Source organism: Bacillus sp. L_1B0_5 (genome assembly GCF_000836715.1).
GTDB lineage: Bacteria > Bacillota > Bacilli > Bacillales > Bacillaceae_G > Bacillus_A > Bacillus_A thuringiensis_S.
Window position 1 is genome coordinate 15748 of sequence record NZ_JXIS01000072.1, and the last position, 16769, is coordinate 32516.

Consider the following 16769-nt stretch of genomic DNA (forward strand, 5'->3'; position numbering starts at 1 on the left):
TCCCCTTACTTCGCGTAGTGCATTGACTGTTCTTTTAACGTTTCTACAAAACTTGTACCCGTTCTATATTGATTCGCTCGTAAAATAAAACTCTTCGCTACTTGAAGACAAATTCGCTCCGCTCTAGCACGTGCTTCCTCATTCTCAATACAAGTAATATCTTTTACTTTCGCTAATCCAACAATACGGCGAATTAATTCCAGACCTGTCACTGCAGCCGTATCCTCTAATACAGATTGCAAATAGACTTCGCTAAAGCCTTCTTCCTTCGCCATAATCTCGGTCACATGAATATCCCAAGCATCTAAAAACTTCTTCTTAAATAAATCAATTACCTCTACCATCGTAGCTTGTAACCAATCCATATACGTATCTTTCTCAGCTCCAGGTGGCATCGTTGCATCCGCATTCACCCAAGCAAACATTAAATTCGCCATTACATTCCCAACGTCATATCCCATAGGTCCATAAAAAGCAAACTCAGGATCAATAACCTTTGTAGAATCATCTCTTACAAAAACAGAACCAGTATGTAAATCACCATGAAGTAATGCCTGTGCATTCGTCATAAAAGAAAATTTACGTTTCGCTACTTCCATACGAAGCTCTTTATCACTATAAATATGTTCCCTAATCCATCCCTCATTTAACGGAAATAACTCATTACGCTTATTATGATTGGTAAATGGTTCTGAATATACGAGGTCCTCTGTAATCTCACATAATTCAGGATTTATATAATTCTTCACAAGTTCCTTCTTCTCTTTATGATTCATTACAACATCCGATGTTAATAAAAGTGTATTTACCATAAAAGTAGTTAACTCATCCGCAAGCCTCGGAAATATTTGATGATTTATAAGTGCTGTACGTAATATTGTGTGATCCGATAAATCTTCCATTACACAACAATTCATCACACTATCAAATAAATACACCTTAGGAACAAGTCCAGGTGCTAACTCATCCTCTAACTGCAAAACATCTGATTCTATACGAATACGATTCGTCGACAACTTAAACTCATCTGAAATGCGAGCTGTATCCCCAGCTTGCTTTACGATGACAGACATGTTCTCTTTTTCATCCCAAACGCGGAACACATAATTTAAATTGCCATCACCTATTTCTTCACACTGTAACACCTTTGCATGTTCAAACTTAGATAATTTCTCTTTCACATATGCAATCACATCTTTAGCTTCCATTAAAAAATACTTCGTGAACTTAGACATGGTTTCCCCTCCACACTAATTGTAAGCGTTTTCTAAAAGCTATAAAAAATAATAGGTTGAATTTTTTCATCCTATAAATATGTATTCTTCTTTTTGAAAGGTATATCTAGGTTTTATTATATCTTGTTAGCACTTTGAGTCAATGTTTCTAACTATCATCGTAATATACTTCCTAATTATATATTTGAGATGACAAAAATTGTTCAAAAAATTTCCGATTCATTTTATTTTATTTTATTTATCACAAAATTCTTTGTAAAATAGAAGTAAGCAGTTCCTTTTCAAAACTACAACTTCTAAGAAATATTTCCTTCCTAAGAAATTAAACTTACACACTAAACTTTTCAAACACTCATCTAAAATTTATAGACTTAAAATTACCTTTCCATTCCCTGATATCCTTAATTGAGAATAAATATTAATTAAATTGGTATAAAGTTGGTTTATTCTCTTGACAAAATAACCACTTCTATATGATAATTAATATCGAATTAGAATTATTATAGTTAATTAAAAAATATATTTTATGAGCACACTATTTTTTGATGCTCAAAACCAACATTTAGGAGGAATTTTAACATGTTATTAATCGGCACAGAAGTAAAACCGTTTAAAGCTAATGCTTACCATAATGGAGAATTTATCCAAGTTACTGACGAAAGTTTAAAAGGAAAATGGAGTGTAGTTTGTTTCTACCCAGCTGACTTCACATTCGTTTGCCCAACTGAACTTGAAGACTTACAAAACCAATATGCAACTCTAAAAGACTTAGGCGTTGAAGTATACTCTGTATCTACAGACACTCACTTCACTCACAAAGCATGGCATGATAGCTCAGAAACTATCGGCAAAATCGAGTACATCATGATTGGTGACCCAACTCGCACAATCACTACAAACTTCAACGTTTTAATGGAAGAAGAAGGTCTTGCTGCTCGTGGTACATTCATCATCGATCCAGACGGCGTTATCCAATCTATGGAAATCAATGCTGACGGTATCGGCCGTGACGCAAGCATTCTTGTTAACAAAATTAAAGCTGCTCAATACGTACGTAACAACCCAGGTGAAGTTTGCCCAGCTAAATGGCAAGAGGGTTCTGCAACACTTAAACCAAGCCTTGACCTTGTAGGCAAAATCTAAGGAGTTCGATCAAAATGATACTAGATGCAGATATAAAAACACAACTATCCCAATACCTTCAGTTAATGGAGAACGATATTTTACTTAAAGTAAGCGCAGGAGACGATAACGTATCTAAAGATATGTTAGCTCTAGTAGACGAATTAGCTACTATGTCATCTAAGATTACAGTAGAAAAAGTTGAATTAGAGAGAACACCAAGCTTTAGCGTAAACCGCCCTGGTGAAGACACTGGTGTCGTATTCGCTGGTATTCCATTAGGACACGAATTTACATCATTAGTGTTAGCTTTACTACAAGTAAGTGGACGCGCTCCAAAAGTTGAACAAAAATTAATCGATCAAATTAAAAACATTCAAGGCGAATATCATTTTGAATCTTATATCAGCCTAAGTTGTCATAACTGTCCTGATGTTGTACAAGCTCTTAACGTAATGAGCGTTCTTAACCCTGGTATTACACATACTATGATTGATGGCGCTGCATTCAAAGAGGAAGTAGAAAGCAAAGACATTATGGCAGTACCAACTGTTTACCTAAACGGCGAATCTTTCGGAAGCGGTCGTATGACACTTGAAGAAATTTTAGCTAAAATGGGTAACGGTCCAGATGCATCAGAGCTTTCTGATAAAGATCCATACGATGTTCTTGTTGTTGGTGGCGGCCCTGCTGGTGCAAGTGCAGCAATTTACGCAGCACGTAAAGGCATCCGCACTGGTATCGTTGCTGAGCGCTTCGGTGGTCAAGTAATGGATACTATGGGCATTGAGAACTTCATCAGCGTGAAAAAGACTGAAGGTCCTAAGCTAGTAGCAAGCCTTGAAGAGCACGTAAAAGAATACGACATCGATGTAATGAATCTACAACGTGCGAAACGTTTGGAGAAAAAAGAACTTATTGAAGTGGAACTTGAAAACGGCGCTATTCTGAAAAGTAAGAGCGTAATCGTTTCTACAGGTGCTCGCTGGCGTAATGTTGGCGTACCAGGTGAAGCTGAGTTCAAAAATAAAGGTGTAGCATACTGCCCACACTGTGACGGTCCATTATTCACTGGAAAAGACGTAGCAGTTATCGGCGGAGGTAACTCTGGTATTGAAGCAGCTATCGACTTAGCAGGTATCGTTAAGCACGTAACTGTTCTTGAATTCATGCCAGAATTAAAAGCTGATGCTGTATTACAAGAGCGTCTTAACAGCTTACCAAACGTAACTGTTCTGAAAAACGTTCAAACGAAAGAAATCACTGGTACTGATAAAGTAAACGGTATTTCTTACATCGATCGTGAAACTGAAGAAGTTCATCACGTTGAATTACAAGGTGTATTCGTACAAATCGGTCTTGTGCCAAACACAGACTGGTTAGGCGAAACAGTTGAACGCGTTCGCGGTGAAATCGTAACAGACAAGCACGGCGCTACAAACGTACCAGGAGTGTTTGCTGCAGGTGACTGTACAAATAATCCGTACAAACAAATCATCATCTCTATGGGTTCAGGTGCAAACGCAGCTTTAGGTGCATTTGATTACTTAATCCGTAACTAATAAAAAAACAGGTGCCTTGGCACCTGTTTTTTTATTACCCTAATGTATAAACTAAAAACCTCTCATTCCCATTCTTCTCATAAGCACCTGGCAATCTAACTTCTTTCTTCAGCTCAAACGCAGTCTGATTTTCTAAGAAGAAAATATAGTCCTCAGAAGGATAATATAAAATAATATCCACTTCTCTCTCCAATTCTTCTACTGAAAGCAAAATGTTATTTACTACATTCATAAACACTTGTACCGAAAATGGATTAAAGAAGTAAAACCTATTATCATGCGGATCAATCTCATATTCCTGCGCTAAACAACATTGGAATTGAATTTTCCCCTTACTGTTTCGTGCCTTTCGTGCATAACGATCTCGATTATCCATTGCTTCTTTATAAAACTCTTCATTCATTTCAATTCCAACTGCTGATGCACCACACTTATGGTGCATATAAAAGTTTAATCGCCCTTTTCCGCACCCAAAGTCTACAATTCGGTCGCTACTTCGTATTTTATATCGATTCAGTAACTCATCTAATCCGCTATATGGCGTCGGTTCATAACGGTGATAATGCATAGACTTGTTAAATCCTTTTTGCTCACCGACTGTTTTTATATGTAAAACTGCATCGTAATATTGTTCGTTCATTCGTTTTCTCCTATTAAAAAATGGTACTTATTATTATACACCATATACTGGAGGCTCATTTTTTATCAAATTAACAGGTACGTGAAATTATATTAACGATTTTCTTAATATATCTATCGTAACTTCAAATATATCAACGATTTTCTTAATATATCCATCGTAACTTCAAATATATCAACGTTTTTTCAAATATATCGATTTGCCGACAATTCACGACAAAAAAACAGGAGCTCTCTAGCCCCTGTCTTCTAACACTTTCAATACAGTTTGTTTCAATATTTCTACCCCATCCATAATACAACTATGATCAAACCTCATATACGGATGGTGTAATCCAGGTTGTAGGTTTGCTCCTAGTCCAAGCATGACAGCTTTTAAATGTGGTCTTTTGACTGTATAGTAATGGAAATCATCGCTTCCCGTCGTATAGAGCGGTCCCGTACATCTCTCTTCCCCATACGCTTCGAGAATACCTTTACGCATAAAGCGCTCTGCTTCTTCAGAAACCTCCGCTCCTGGTGCAAGATCCATCCATTCGTATGAAGTTTTTGATCCCATCGATGCTGCTGATTCTATGACATGCTCAATCTTTTTCTTTAATTCTTCTAATAGTATATTACTCTCTGCTCTTACATCTAAACTGAAATGACCATTTCCCGGAATAATATTTAAATTATCACCACCAGCTTGGCATCTCGTCATTTTTACTGAATAAGAACTTTGCGGTGGCAGCCAAATATTTTTCAAACCGATATTAATCATGGAAATGACATCAATTGCATTCACACCTTGATGTGGTCTTGCCCCGTGTGCATCCTCCCCATGAATCATACCCTCTAAAAATCCTGCTGCTCCATGACGAATAGATGGGGCTGCTTGTTTCAAAGATAGTTCTTCAATTGGTCTTAGATGGACGCCAAATAAGAAATCAGCATCATCTACAGCACCTTTCTCCACCATCTTCAAAGCACCATTCCCCTTCTCTTCTGCTGGCTGAAAAATAAATCTAACCGTACCACTTTTCCATCTCATATTTTTCAATTGTAAAATAAGTCCCATTACAATGGTCATATGAGCATCATGGCCACATGAATGGTTCGCTTTAAATTCTCCATTTACTTCTTGCCAAAGTGCATCCATATCAGCACGAATCGCAATAACCGGATTCCCGCCTCCAATCTCAGCAATTACACCTGGACAATCATCAAATGTTCTATATGAAATTCCTTCTTCTTTTAAAAAGTCAGTAATATACGCTGTCGTTTCATATTCTTTCCAACTTACTTCAGGGTTTTCGTGTAAATGCTGAAAAATCTCCGTTAAGCGCTCTTGTAGTTCTAATGTTTTCAACGTTCCAGTCTCCTTCCCACATTACAAACGATTCGGGTTAATTATACTTATGAAAAACAGATGTTTTTATGAACATATTGAATTTTAAGAAAAAAGTCAATTGTTTATTTTTAAATACTTAAAAAGCTTACTCCTCACCTATATTACAAACTAAACAAACAACTAGAACATTCCTTATTTTCTGTTTTTCATGTTGACGCTTACATAAACTTTTAGTTATCATAACCTAATAAACGTCTATTTTACGACAATTCTAAAAATACAAACAAACATACGTAACAAGGAGGAACTTTATGAAAAAAGAAATACCTTTTGGAATAGCGATTATCCCTATTATCATTACCGTTGCAGTTATGATGGTTACAATTGTTGTATTAAAACAAACCCCTCACGTTCCACTTATTATCGGTACAACCGTTGCTTCTATTGTCGCTTGGCGTTACGGTTACAAATGGAATGATCTTGAAGAAGCAATGTATAAAGGGATTCGTCTTGCATTACCTGCTATCGTCATTATTATTCTTGTTGGCTTAACAATTGGTGCTTGGATTGGCGGTGGAATCGTCGCAACGATGATTTATTACGGTTTAAAACTTTTAACTCCATCACTATTTTTAGTTTCCATTACCGTCATTTGTTCTATCGTTGCATTAGCAATTGGTAGTTCCTGGTCTACAATGGGAACAATTGGTGTTGCTGGAATGGGAATTGGCCTAAGTATGGGAATTCCAGCTCCAATGGTTGCTGGTGCCATTATTTCAGGCTCTTATTTTGGCGATAAAATGTCACCGCTTTCAGATACAACTAACTTAGCCGCAGGATTAACAAATACAGATTTATTCGCACACATTCGTCATATGTTATTTACTACAGTTCCAGGTTTAATTATTACTCTTATCGTCTACGCGGTCTTAGGAAGAAGCTTCGGCGCTAACAATATTGATGCGAAAAGCATCGATCAAACGTTACAAGTATTGCAACAAAACTTTGTTATCTCGCCTTTCCTACTCATTATACCCGTAGTCGTTATGGTATTGGTCGCTAAAAAAGTCCCTGCTATACCAGCGATTCTCGTCGGTATTATTTTAGGATTCTTATCACAAGTCTTTATTCAAGGTGGTTCTGTCTCAGCATCTGTCGGTGCACTCCAAGCTGGATTTGTTATAGACACTGGAAACAAGCTAGTAGACGAACTATTTAACCGCGGTGGCTTAGATTCGATGATGAATACAGTCTCTATGACAATTGTCGCTATGACTTTCGGAGGAGTATTAGAACATACAGGTATTCTTCGCTCAATTGTAAATCAAATTTTAAAGTTAGCGAAATCAGCAAAAGGGCTTATCGCTTCTACTATCGCATCTTGTTTTGCAACAAACCTTACTTGCTCTGAACAATATATTTCAATTGTTGTCCCTTCAAGAATGTACGCAAATGCATACACGGAAAAAGGACTACATTCAAAAAACTTATCCAGAGCATTAGAAGATGGTGGAACATTAACTTCTGTCTTCGTTCCTTGGAATACGTGCGGTGTATTTATTCTCGCAACACTTGGCGTAGGTGCATTTGAATATGCTCCTTATGCTATTTTGAATTTCATCGTACCTATTATCTCAATCATTTATGGTATAACAGGCTTCACAATTGTAAAACTATCAGACATTGAAAAAGCAGAACTACTAAAGAAACAAAAAGCTCAACTAGAAGCTTAAAAATAGCGGTAAATTCAGTTCATATAGTGCGCGAGGTCGCCCTTGTTGATAGGGCATTTCCTCGCCGCAAATATGAGCATACCCGTAATCAACTAATTTCTTTAACAACCTTTCTGTCGATCTTCGAGTTACTTGTAAGTACTCAGAAAGGTCAGCTGCTGTAAACTTCAATGACGAGTGCGATTGACTAAATTGAATGATTTTTGACAAGTTGGCCGGACTAAGCTTTGTTTCCTTCGCTATTTTCATTAGTTCCGGATTATCATTTTTCAAACTTTGTACTCTCTGTTCTTTCGGGAACGGACCAAACAAATCTTTATCACTTGTTAGTATATAAAAACAACGATCTATTGGATTATTCTTTGCAAAACTTTGAGCGATTTTTGCATTTTGCTCCGCTTCTTTCACGTTTTTTCCATAACCAAATCCAATTGCTATCGTTCCTTCTACGCTCGCAAACAAGTTATTTATCGCATTTGTTTTAATAATTGATTCGATATCACCACGAGTTGTATACAAAATGCATGTCATTTCATCCACTTGTTTAAATGAACCACGTAGTTCTTTTGAAATGACATCTAGTTTTTCAAGCAAACTCGTTCGTAATTCTAAGGAAGAAATAATACAAGCACCAACAGTAGCTGAATAGCTTTTTGCTAACTCAGCTTTTATTTTCGCATCTTTTAGCCCATGTATAATGGACTGTGTTGGATCAATCATACGCTCTGAAGGAACACCTATTTTTTGAAGCTCATCGTAAACAGCGTGAATACTAGTTAAAGCTAAATGAGCCTCTCCAGATTGATATTTAGCTACATGAAAATCAATAACTCTATTTATCTCATCTTTACTCCACAGCATATTTTCATAATCCAACACTTGCGGACTTTCTTTTATACCGATATCATGGAACACATTTGTAATAAACGAGCGGTCTACTAAATCGATGGAAATGTTATGTGGTTGAATACTTTGATGATACATGATAGAAAGAATTGAAGATGCGACAGTTGTCTCGTCTTGCTGTAAGTATGTACTTGGAATTCGTAATTGTTCTCTTATTTCTTTTGCCATATAATAAGGTAAAGCACCTGAGAAAAAGATGACATCACAAGGCTTTAGACACTTTAATAGTTCAGAAGATTCCGTCGGATGAAGGTAAATATATGGATCAATTTCTATTCCCTCTAATTTTTGAGCAATAGGAAAAAGGTTCTCCATAAACTCCTTTGAACCGACAACTGCAATTTTTATCATCATTTTCTCTAACTCCTTATCATTAATTAACGACTATTTAACGTCAACTATATCAAATGTATAAAACTATTGTAAACAGGAAGGGGTCTCTATTCAATGAAAATTACAGCTATTCATCTTTACGCAATTCGTTTACCGCTTCGCAATCCGTTTGTTATTAGTTATGGTTCTTATTCTGATATGCCCTCTATTATCGTCAAAATGGAAACAGATGAAGGTATTATCGGTTACGGTGAAGGCGTTGCTGATGATCACGTCACAGGTGAATCATGGGAAAGTACTTTCCATACTTTAAAACATACGCTAGCCCCTGCTCTAATTGGGAAAAATCCAATGAATATCGAAAAAATACACGACATGATGGACAATACAATTTACGGTGTTCCAACAGCGAAAGCCGCAATTGATATTGCTTGTTTTGATATAATGGGCAAAAAACTAAATCAACCTGTATATCAATTAATTGGCGGGCGCTACCATGAAGAATTCCCTGTCACTCACGTTTTAAGTATTGCCGATCCAGAAAACATGGCTGAAGAAGCTGCTTCTATGATTCAAAAAGATTACCAATCTTTCAAAATGAAAGTTGGTACAAATGTAAAAGAAGATGTAAAACGTATTGAAGCTGTACGAGAACGTGTAGGAAATGACATCGCTATTCGCGTTGATGTAAACCAAGGCTGGAAAAATAGCGCAAACACATTAACAGCACTTCGTTCATTAGGACATTTAAACATTGACTGGATTGAACAACCTGTTATCGCGGACGATATTGATGCCATGGCTCATATCCGTTCTAAGACAGACCTCCCGCTTATGATTGATGAAGGACTAAAAAGTTCTCGTGAAATGCGCCAAATTATTAAATTAGAAGCTGCTGATAAAGTGAATATAAAATTAATGAAATGCGGCGGCATATATCCAGCTGTAAAGCTCGCTCATCAAGCTGAAATGGCCGGTATTGAATGCCAAGTGGGATCAATGGTCGAATCATCTGTTGCCTCTTCCGCAGGATTCCATGTCGCTTTCTCAAAAAAAATCATTACGAGCGTAGAGCTAACAGGACCATTAAAATTCACGAAAGACATTGGAAACTTACATTACGATGTACCATTCATTCGCTTAAACGAAAAGCCCGGACTCGGCATTGAAATAGACGAAGATACACTACAAGAACTAACCGTCTTTCAAGACGTTGTACGCTAAAGGAGGACTATCATATGACGGCTCTATACGAAGGAACATTAAAACAAAATAACGAATCATTTCACGTTACATTACTATCACTAGAGCACATCGAACAAATTTTATCACTACAAAACATTGTAGTTGAAGCACTAGAAGATAAAAGTCGTTTACAACCACTCTCACAAGAAGAATTTCAATACATTCTAGAAGGAAACGGCATGATGATCGGTGCTTTTATCGAAAACGAACTCATCGCATTTCGCGCTCTACTCGTCCCGCCTATCGATGATGAACATTTAGGGCTTGATATTGGCATAGCAGAAAGCGAACTACATCGCGTCATCTATCAAGAAATCTCAAACGTTCATCCGAACTGCCGAGGAAATGGTATGCAAAAAATATTAGCAAACGTCATCATGGACGAATTGCAAAAAGAAGATAGCAAATACGATTATGTATGCTGCACCGTTGCTCCTTTTAACATTCCGAGCTTGAAGGATAAGTTTGCGCAAGGGATGGAGATTGCTGCATTGAAGGAGAAGTATGGTGGTAGTCTGCGGTATGTTTTTGTGAAGAAATTGCGCGGAGATAAAGAAAGCGATTGGACGGATGTTACGAGCGTTCCGATGAGTGATGCTGGTGGACAGCAGGCGTTGCTTTCGGAGGGGTATCGTGGGTATGAGATGGTAAAACTAAATAATACTTTTTTCGTTAAATTCTCCAAATAATCACCTATTATAAAAAACAAATGACCAATGCATCTTACTTCTCATTGGTCATTTGTTTTAATGTATCCATTCAATAAATAATTTTACTTATTCATTGAATGGATATTTTCCCTCTGAACCTTATCTACATTATCTACTATAGATTTATAATACGGTTTCTGAGAAAATCGTTTATAATCACCTACTACATAAAATTCCTTTTTGGCTCTTGTAACTGCAACATTTAACAAATTAGGCTTCGAACATGACCAATTAGCCGCACTATCGCTATTCATATCTGTGCCAGTTATAAAATAAACAACATCTGCTTCCTTTCCTTGAAATGTATGAACAGTACCTATAGAATTTTTCAAGAAATTTTTAATTAACGTACGAGGGATGTTCATATTCTTCAATTTACTTTCCAACTCTTGTTTCATACTATCCTTGACTGCAGTAAAAGGAGAAATTATATATACATTTGGCGGTTTTGAAATATTTGTCCATAGGTGCACAATATGCTCTATTACTAATTTTCCTTGTTGCTCTACAAATTGGCGGTCTGTGGTCAAACCTTTACAGTCAAACCACACACTCTTTCCTCGCTCTTTTTGAGCTAATACCATTTTATTTTCGTAAGCTATTTCATTAGCTATTGTAAACATTGGATCTAAACACCTTCTATGAACCCATAATGGTGTTCCAATCCATTGTCTAGAATTATTAAATGTACCATATGGATTTGCTAAATCTGCCAATGTTTGAACAGAACTTCCCATATCAATATATTTATTCTCTATACTAAAATATTTTCTAATATCCCCTAAAATTGTTTGGTCGATTGTGACAACTGGCTCAATTTGAATAGGGTCCCCAACTACTATTACATTCTTTGCTCTCCATATAGCACCAGCTGCCTGTTGCGGACTTGCCTGTCCTGCTTCATCTATAAATAAATAATTAATGCTATCCTTTCCTATACCTTTATACATAGAACTAAAACTTGCAAAAGTCGTACTGATTAAAGGAGTAATTAAATGAATTGTTTCCCAAATATTTTTTAAATACCTTTTATTCTCCTCATCATTCAAATTTAACTTTGTGCGATTATTAAGTAAACGTATAGTAGATTTAATCGCTTTAAAATTGAACGCAAGTAGTAACTTATGAATTTTCATAGCCTTTAAAAACAGCAAGCCTCTTTCAAAGTTCAATTCATCAGTAAGCCAAATTGTATTTAGTTGACGATATTCATATGCCTCTTTTGAATTTGACCAATACTCTTCACTCGGTAGTACTATACCTTGTTCTTTATAATAATTTTGTTGCTCTATAAAAATAGAATTCTCTACCTTTATTTTCTCTATTATTTTCTTATTATCTTTTATTTGTTCCCCTTTTAAATAAGCTTCTTCCTGTTTTCCCTTTAATTCAGAAATAATATCATTTAATTCCTTTTCGAACTCCAGTTTTTTAACATTTTTCTTACCCAAAAGCCTTTTAAAAAAAGATAGCTTCGGTACCATTTGAATTTGTTGCTCTGTCAGCTTTCTTTGTACTTCTAAATACTCACATCTGTTATCTATCTTTGTTTTTTCTTCTTCAAATATAAAGATTTGTTCTTTCTTTTTTTCTAATGAGTCACTCAAAGATAAATTCCCTTTATAATTATTAGAGAATTTTTGAAGTTTTTCTTTTTTCTTACGTATCGATTCGAAAACATTTTGAAAATCTTTAACCGCATTTTCCCAGTTTTCTAATGTTATGATTTTGCTCTCTTCTTCTAGTTGTTGTATAAACCCTTTTCCATTTTCTTTTGATTTATATAAAGCTTGACCAAAATTATAAATATTTTTTGACTTCCCAAGAACTCCTGAAAATAGACCCCATGTTTTTATCTCATCTCCTAAAAGATCTTGCGCTACTGATGAATACATCTCTAGTTCACTTGCCTCTTGAGCATATAAAGCATCATAATGAGTCGATTCCTTTTCATTAGATATACGTATTACTTCCTTTTCTTTTGGCAAATCCTTTGAAATATTTTCAACAGCCCCGTTATTACTTGATGCAACTACCATTGAATATTTGCTTAAAATAGGAGCCAGTATATATATTGGATAATAATAGTCGTCCACCTTAATTGTTTCTTCTTTTTGAAATGCTTGGGTAGGATCTTTAAACTTTATTATTTCCTTTGCCCTTTCAACTACAATATTTGCAAAAATATCTTTTAACAATGTAGTTTTACCTGTTCCTGGTGGCCCATTAACAGAACTAATTTGTTGATTGCTATTTAAAATCTGGTTAACAGCTACTTGCTGCATCAATGATAATCTATGTTCTACAGGTGATGGCCAACGTCCATCGGGTATATGGATAGGTTGTAAAATAGTTTCGATATATTCCCGATTCTCATTTATATCTATACGTTTTTCAGTATTCACTCCCTGAATAAACTGACGAAGCGCTTCATTTTCCCCTTTTTCCAGTATATTAACCAAATCTCTTAAATAAAAACTATTAAAATTTTGAATAGGAACTTCCTTATCCGCTTTAATTACCCTCAATTCCAAATAATGTATGTTTTTATCTTCTACTTGATAAAAATAACGTTGGTAAATTTGCTGAACTTTGATTAAGGTCTCGCTTGTTACTCCATTAATAAAAGTATTTTTTATCTCTTCTTCAAACAACTTTAATTGACCGTCAAATTGAACAAGAAGATTATTATGATAATTCCCCCTATTCTGTATCATCCTTTTCATTACATACATAAGCAAAGGAACAAATACTGAACCTGTAATATAGTTCCCTTCATCATCTACAGAAAAAGAAAAACCAAATAATATTTTATAATCTTTATTAATAACCTCGTCACTATTTTTTAAAATTCCCCTTATAAAATCAACTAATTTATAATGTTCAAAACAAGACATATAGTACTGATATTGCACTTTATAGTTCTCATCATCTTTCAATTGATTTTCTTCCCAAGGGTATTCCTCAAGTTGTATTAATTTTGTTCTATTTCTATCTTGATTATCTTTAAAATAACTCTTTTTTATTCTTTCTTCCTTACCAGGAACTTCACTTGGATTTAATGACTCTATCAAACGCCACGCTTCAAGGACTGATTTCACATTATTTGTTTGCACTTTCTCACTCCCACCACAATAATATTCCATTTTAATCCATTTATATTTTTGATAATATCACACTGCACTGAAAATTAATAATTCTATATGATTCGAATAATAATATTTATTTACACAATACCTCGGGTTGGGAACTCCTACTAAACCGTCATCTTCCAACTAGATAACGCTAACCAATTCTCCATTTCTTTATAATCAGGCATTATCTTCCCGACAAGACGCCAAAAAGATCGATCATGATTTAAATGAACCATATGACACATTTCATGAACAACTACATAGTCAATTACTCGCTGTGGTGCCATTGCTAGCTTCCAATTGAATGTTAGTTGTAAATTCGAATCGCAAGTACCCCAAGTACGACTACTATCTGTAATACGAATAGAACGTGGTTTTGTTTTAAAGTTACTTTGATGCGCTTTAATACTCTTCTCTACTAAAGTTTTACACTGCTTATAATAAAATCGTTTTAAAGCTTGCTGTATTTTCTCATCCTTTAGCTCTTTTACATAAATATGTAACTTATCCCCTTCAAAAATCGCATTGTCTTGCTCAATACTTACATCTTGGGAAATCTGTATCGGATACGTATTCCCTAAATACAAAAAGCCTTCTCCTTGATCGTAATCCTTTTCCTGTGGTCCACGCGCTCGCTCCGCCATTTCCTTACGAGTTGTCTGAATCCAATCCCACTTTTCCTCTAGCAACTGGACTAAGTATTCAACAGGTGTCCCTTTCGGAGCCTGCACTTCCACATTTCCATACGAATCCACAAAAAGACGCACGGACTTTTTCTTCTTATAAGTTATATGAAAATTAATTGTCTCACCTAAATATGTATGTACCATTTCATCACCTAGCATAGTATTTTTACAAATAAAAAAGAGTAGGATACGAACGTCCTACTCTACCTATTATATCATTTACTGCTTTAACGAACTCATTATCCTCTATACTTTACACCTAATCCCTTAATGAAATTCCTTGCGTATCTATCGCCGCACTCTTTGTAATTTTTATGACCTTTTTTTCTTAATAGAGCGCCTAACTCTCCTTTTGTTACCGTAACGCCTACGCTATCTAATATATCAAGTACATCCTCACTCGTTAAAGATAGTGCGATTTTCATTTTCTTTAGAAGAAGGTTATTGGCACTCTCCTTACTCTGTACAGGTGCCGGCTGCCCTGGTTTCGGATCTTGCTTTCCTCTTTTTAAAGTAATAAATCCATTTAAAAATGCCTCTAACATCATCATATCGCATGTTTTTACGTACTCATCTTCGATTACATCCGCATCTTCAGCTTCATGCTGAGGAGCTCTCTTTATTTTTGTAAGCATATCAACTACGTCTTCTTTCGTTACTTCTACGCCACCTAGTTTAAAGATTTCTACCATATCTATATCTCTTATATCTAAAGCATATCTTACTCTTTTTAATATATCGTTGTTGCTCATTGCCATTGGGTTTCCTCCTGAAATGTTGATTATTTATTCAGCAGTTAAAGTTTATCCTATAACGTGCTTTAAATTATCATGTTTAAATCTAACCTTTTAGTTATTGTCCGCTAAATTAATACTTTAACATTTTAAAGATATGTTTTATAGTCTTACCCGAACTTTTCTCTATCATTGTATCTACAGAGCTCTTACGTGTTTTTTATATGCCTTTAAAAAGATTTCTCTCTTAACATTAACTAAAAGAAAAAAACAGTGCTTTGATTTCTCAAATACACTGTTCTTTTCCAGCTCTACGCTTATTTTCAACTCACTCATGTCATACACTACATATGAAATGATTTAACTGCTTAAAAGTTAAACCGTCTCACTATCCTGAGCCACACCAACACTATCCTCAAACCTATCCAACAAAGCACGCACCTCATCAGTAGATTTCGTACTCATCAATTGATTTCTCAATTCAGCAGCTCCAGGGAAGCCTTTTACATAAATTTTGAAGAAGCGATGAAGCCCTGTGATTGAGCGTGGCAGTACTTCTGCATATTGATCTTGTAAATCCAGCTGTAGTCTTAAAAGATCTAGATGTTCTTTACTGCTATGCTCTCTTGGCTCTTTTTCAAAAGCAAATGGATTTTTGAAGATTCCTCGTCCGATCATTACGCCATCAATGCCGTATTTTTCAGCAAGTTCCAGCCCCATTTTACGATCAAGGATGTCTCCATTGATTGTTATTAACGTATTTGGTGCAATGCGGTCACGTAATTTTTTTATTTCCGGAATTAGTTCCCAATGCGCATCTACTTGGCTCATTTCTTCTCTTGTGCGTAAATGAATAGAAAGGTTTGCAATATCTTGTTTGAAAATGTGCGTTAACCAATCTTCCCACTCGCTTAACTCTTTAAAGCCAAGTCTTGTTTTTACGCTGACAGGTAGTCCGCCCGCTTTTGCTGCTTGGATAAGTTCTGCTGCAACGTCTGGACGTAGAATAAGGCCACTACCTTTTCCTCTTGATGCAACGTTCGGAACTGGGCAACCCATGTTAATATCGATACCTTTAAATCCTAGCTCTGCCATACCGATACTCATTTGACGGAAGTATTCAGGATTATCTCCCCAAATATGTGCTACCATCGGTTGTTCGTCTTCTGTAAAAATTAAACGGCCACGTACACTTTTCATACCTTCTGGATGACAATAGCTATCCGAGTTTGTAAACTCTGTGAAGAATACGTCCGGACGACCTGCTTCACTTACTACGTGACGGAAAACAACGTCTGTCACATCTTCCATTGGTGCAAGTACGAAAAATGGTCGTGGTAATTCACGCCAAAAATTATCTATCATTTCAAATTCAAATCCTCTCACTATGAATACAA

13 protein-coding genes are annotated in these 16769 nt (G+C 35.7%); 5 read left to right on the forward strand and 8 right to left on the reverse strand.

All coding sequences use genetic code 11. From position 1 onward, the window contains the following. Window positions 1-5 precede the first annotated feature (5 nt). Window positions 6-1235: an S-methyl-5-thioribose kinase gene (gene mtnK / locus RT27_RS21815; protein WP_043937483.1), complete on the reverse strand. Its 1230-nt coding sequence runs from the start codon at window positions 1233-1235 to the stop codon at window positions 6-8. Window positions 1236-1814: 579 nt separating this feature from the next. Between mtnK and ahpC the strand changes: the two genes are divergently transcribed. Both ahpC and ahpF read left to right on the forward strand, forming a co-directional pair. Beyond that, window positions 1815-2378, forward strand: a complete 564-nt coding sequence (gene ahpC, locus RT27_RS21820) for an alkyl hydroperoxide reductase subunit C (protein WP_000924420.1) — start codon at window positions 1815-1817, stop codon at window positions 2376-2378. A 14-nt stretch (window positions 2379-2392) separates the two neighbouring features. Continuing rightward, the gene (gene ahpF / locus RT27_RS21825) at window positions 2393-3919 is read left to right on the forward strand and encodes an alkyl hydroperoxide reductase subunit F (RefSeq protein ID WP_000599501.1); all 1527 of its coding nucleotides are present in this window, start codon (window positions 2393-2395) and stop codon (window positions 3917-3919) included. Window positions 3920-3953: 34 nt separating this feature from the next. On the opposite strand, the gene RT27_RS21830 is transcribed toward ahpF, so the two are convergent. Beyond that, window positions 3954-4559, reverse strand: a complete 606-nt coding sequence (locus tag RT27_RS21830) for a class I SAM-dependent methyltransferase (RefSeq protein WP_029441484.1) — start codon at window positions 4557-4559, stop codon at window positions 3954-3956. 234 nt (window positions 4560-4793) lie between these two features. After that, entirely contained in the window at window positions 4794-5909 is a 1116-nt protein-coding gene (locus tag RT27_RS21835) for a M20 peptidase aminoacylase family protein (protein ID WP_043937486.1), read from the reverse strand. Window positions 5910-6202: 293 nt separating this feature from the next. On the opposite strand from RT27_RS21835, the gene nhaC reads away from it, so the two are divergent. Next, entirely contained in the window at window positions 6203-7624 is a 1422-nt protein-coding gene (nhaC, locus tag RT27_RS21840; RefSeq protein ID WP_000711525.1) for a Na+/H+ antiporter NhaC, read from the forward strand. Here nhaC and RT27_RS21845 read toward each other — a convergent pair. After that, window positions 7613-8884 (reverse strand): hypothetical protein, encoded by a 1272-nt coding sequence (locus RT27_RS21845; RefSeq protein ID WP_043937487.1) that lies wholly within the window; start codon window positions 8882-8884, stop codon window positions 7613-7615. The two genes, nhaC and RT27_RS21845, sit on opposite strands and share 12 nt — an antisense overlap. Before the next feature lie 93 nt (window positions 8885-8977). Here RT27_RS21845 and RT27_RS21850 point away from each other — a divergent pair, with 93 nt between their 5' ends. Together RT27_RS21850 and RT27_RS21855 are read left to right on the forward strand one after the other, a co-directional pair. Then, complete coding sequence (locus RT27_RS21850; RefSeq protein WP_029441482.1) at window positions 8978-10087, forward strand: dipeptide epimerase; 1110 nt, start codon at window positions 8978-8980, stop codon at window positions 10085-10087. Between the two features lie 14 nt (window positions 10088-10101). Next, window positions 10102-10797, forward strand: a complete 696-nt coding sequence (locus tag RT27_RS21855; RefSeq protein WP_043937489.1) for a hypothetical protein — start codon at window positions 10102-10104, stop codon at window positions 10795-10797. Between the two features lie 83 nt (window positions 10798-10880). Here the strand turns inward: RT27_RS21855 and RT27_RS21860 are convergent, their stop codons facing one another. The 4 genes from RT27_RS21860 to RT27_RS21875 form a co-directional block, all read right to left on the reverse strand. After that, the gene (locus tag RT27_RS21860; protein ID WP_082044932.1) at window positions 10881-13934 is read right to left on the reverse strand and encodes a DEAD/DEAH box helicase; all 3054 of its coding nucleotides are present in this window, start codon (window positions 13932-13934) and stop codon (window positions 10881-10883) included. 140 nt (window positions 13935-14074) lie between these two features. Continuing rightward, on the reverse strand, window positions 14075-14782 hold the full coding sequence (locus RT27_RS21865) for a SprT family zinc-dependent metalloprotease (RefSeq protein WP_016083710.1): 708 nt from the start codon (window positions 14780-14782) through the stop codon (window positions 14075-14077). Between the two features lie 95 nt (window positions 14783-14877). Further along, window positions 14878-15396, reverse strand: a complete 519-nt coding sequence (locus tag RT27_RS21870; protein ID WP_029441480.1) for a DUF1456 family protein — start codon at window positions 15394-15396, stop codon at window positions 14878-14880. A gap of 351 nt (window positions 15397-15747) precedes the next feature. Beyond that, window positions 15748-16737: a tRNA-dihydrouridine synthase gene (locus RT27_RS21875; RefSeq protein WP_016083712.1), complete on the reverse strand. Its 990-nt coding sequence runs from the start codon at window positions 16735-16737 to the stop codon at window positions 15748-15750. Window positions 16738-16769: the final 32 nt, after the last annotated feature.

Bases quoted from the DNA above. Each gene is read 5' to 3' on its own strand.
- ahpF (WP_000599501.1), top strand. From the start codon at position 2,393: ATGATACTAGATGCAGATATAAAAACACAACTATCCCAATACCTTCAG.
- RT27_RS21865 (WP_016083710.1), bottom strand. From the start codon at position 14,782: ATGGTACATACATATTTAGGTGAGACAATTAATTTTCATATAACTTAT.
- RT27_RS21870 (WP_029441480.1), bottom strand. From the start codon at position 15,396: ATGGCAATGAGCAACAACGATATATTAAAAAGAGTAAGATATGCTTTA.
- RT27_RS21855 (WP_043937489.1), top strand. From the start codon at position 10,102: ATGACGGCTCTATACGAAGGAACATTAAAACAAAATAACGAATCATTT.
- nhaC (WP_000711525.1), top strand. From the start codon at position 6,203: ATGAAAAAAGAAATACCTTTTGGAATAGCGATTATCCCTATTATCATT.
- RT27_RS21830 (WP_029441484.1), bottom strand. From the start codon at position 4,559: ATGAACGAACAATATTACGATGCAGTTTTACATATAAAAACAGTCGGT.
- RT27_RS21850 (WP_029441482.1), top strand. From the start codon at position 8,978: ATGAAAATTACAGCTATTCATCTTTACGCAATTCGTTTACCGCTTCGC.
- RT27_RS21875 (WP_016083712.1), bottom strand. From the start codon at position 16,737: ATGATAGATAATTTTTGGCGTGAATTACCACGACCATTTTTCGTACTT.
- ahpC (WP_000924420.1), top strand. From the start codon at position 1,815: ATGTTATTAATCGGCACAGAAGTAAAACCGTTTAAAGCTAATGCTTAC.
- mtnK (WP_043937483.1), bottom strand. From the start codon at position 1,235: ATGTCTAAGTTCACGAAGTATTTTTTAATGGAAGCTAAAGATGTGATT.
- RT27_RS21845 (WP_043937487.1), bottom strand. From the start codon at position 8,884: ATGATGATAAAAATTGCAGTTGTCGGTTCAAAGGAGTTTATGGAGAAC.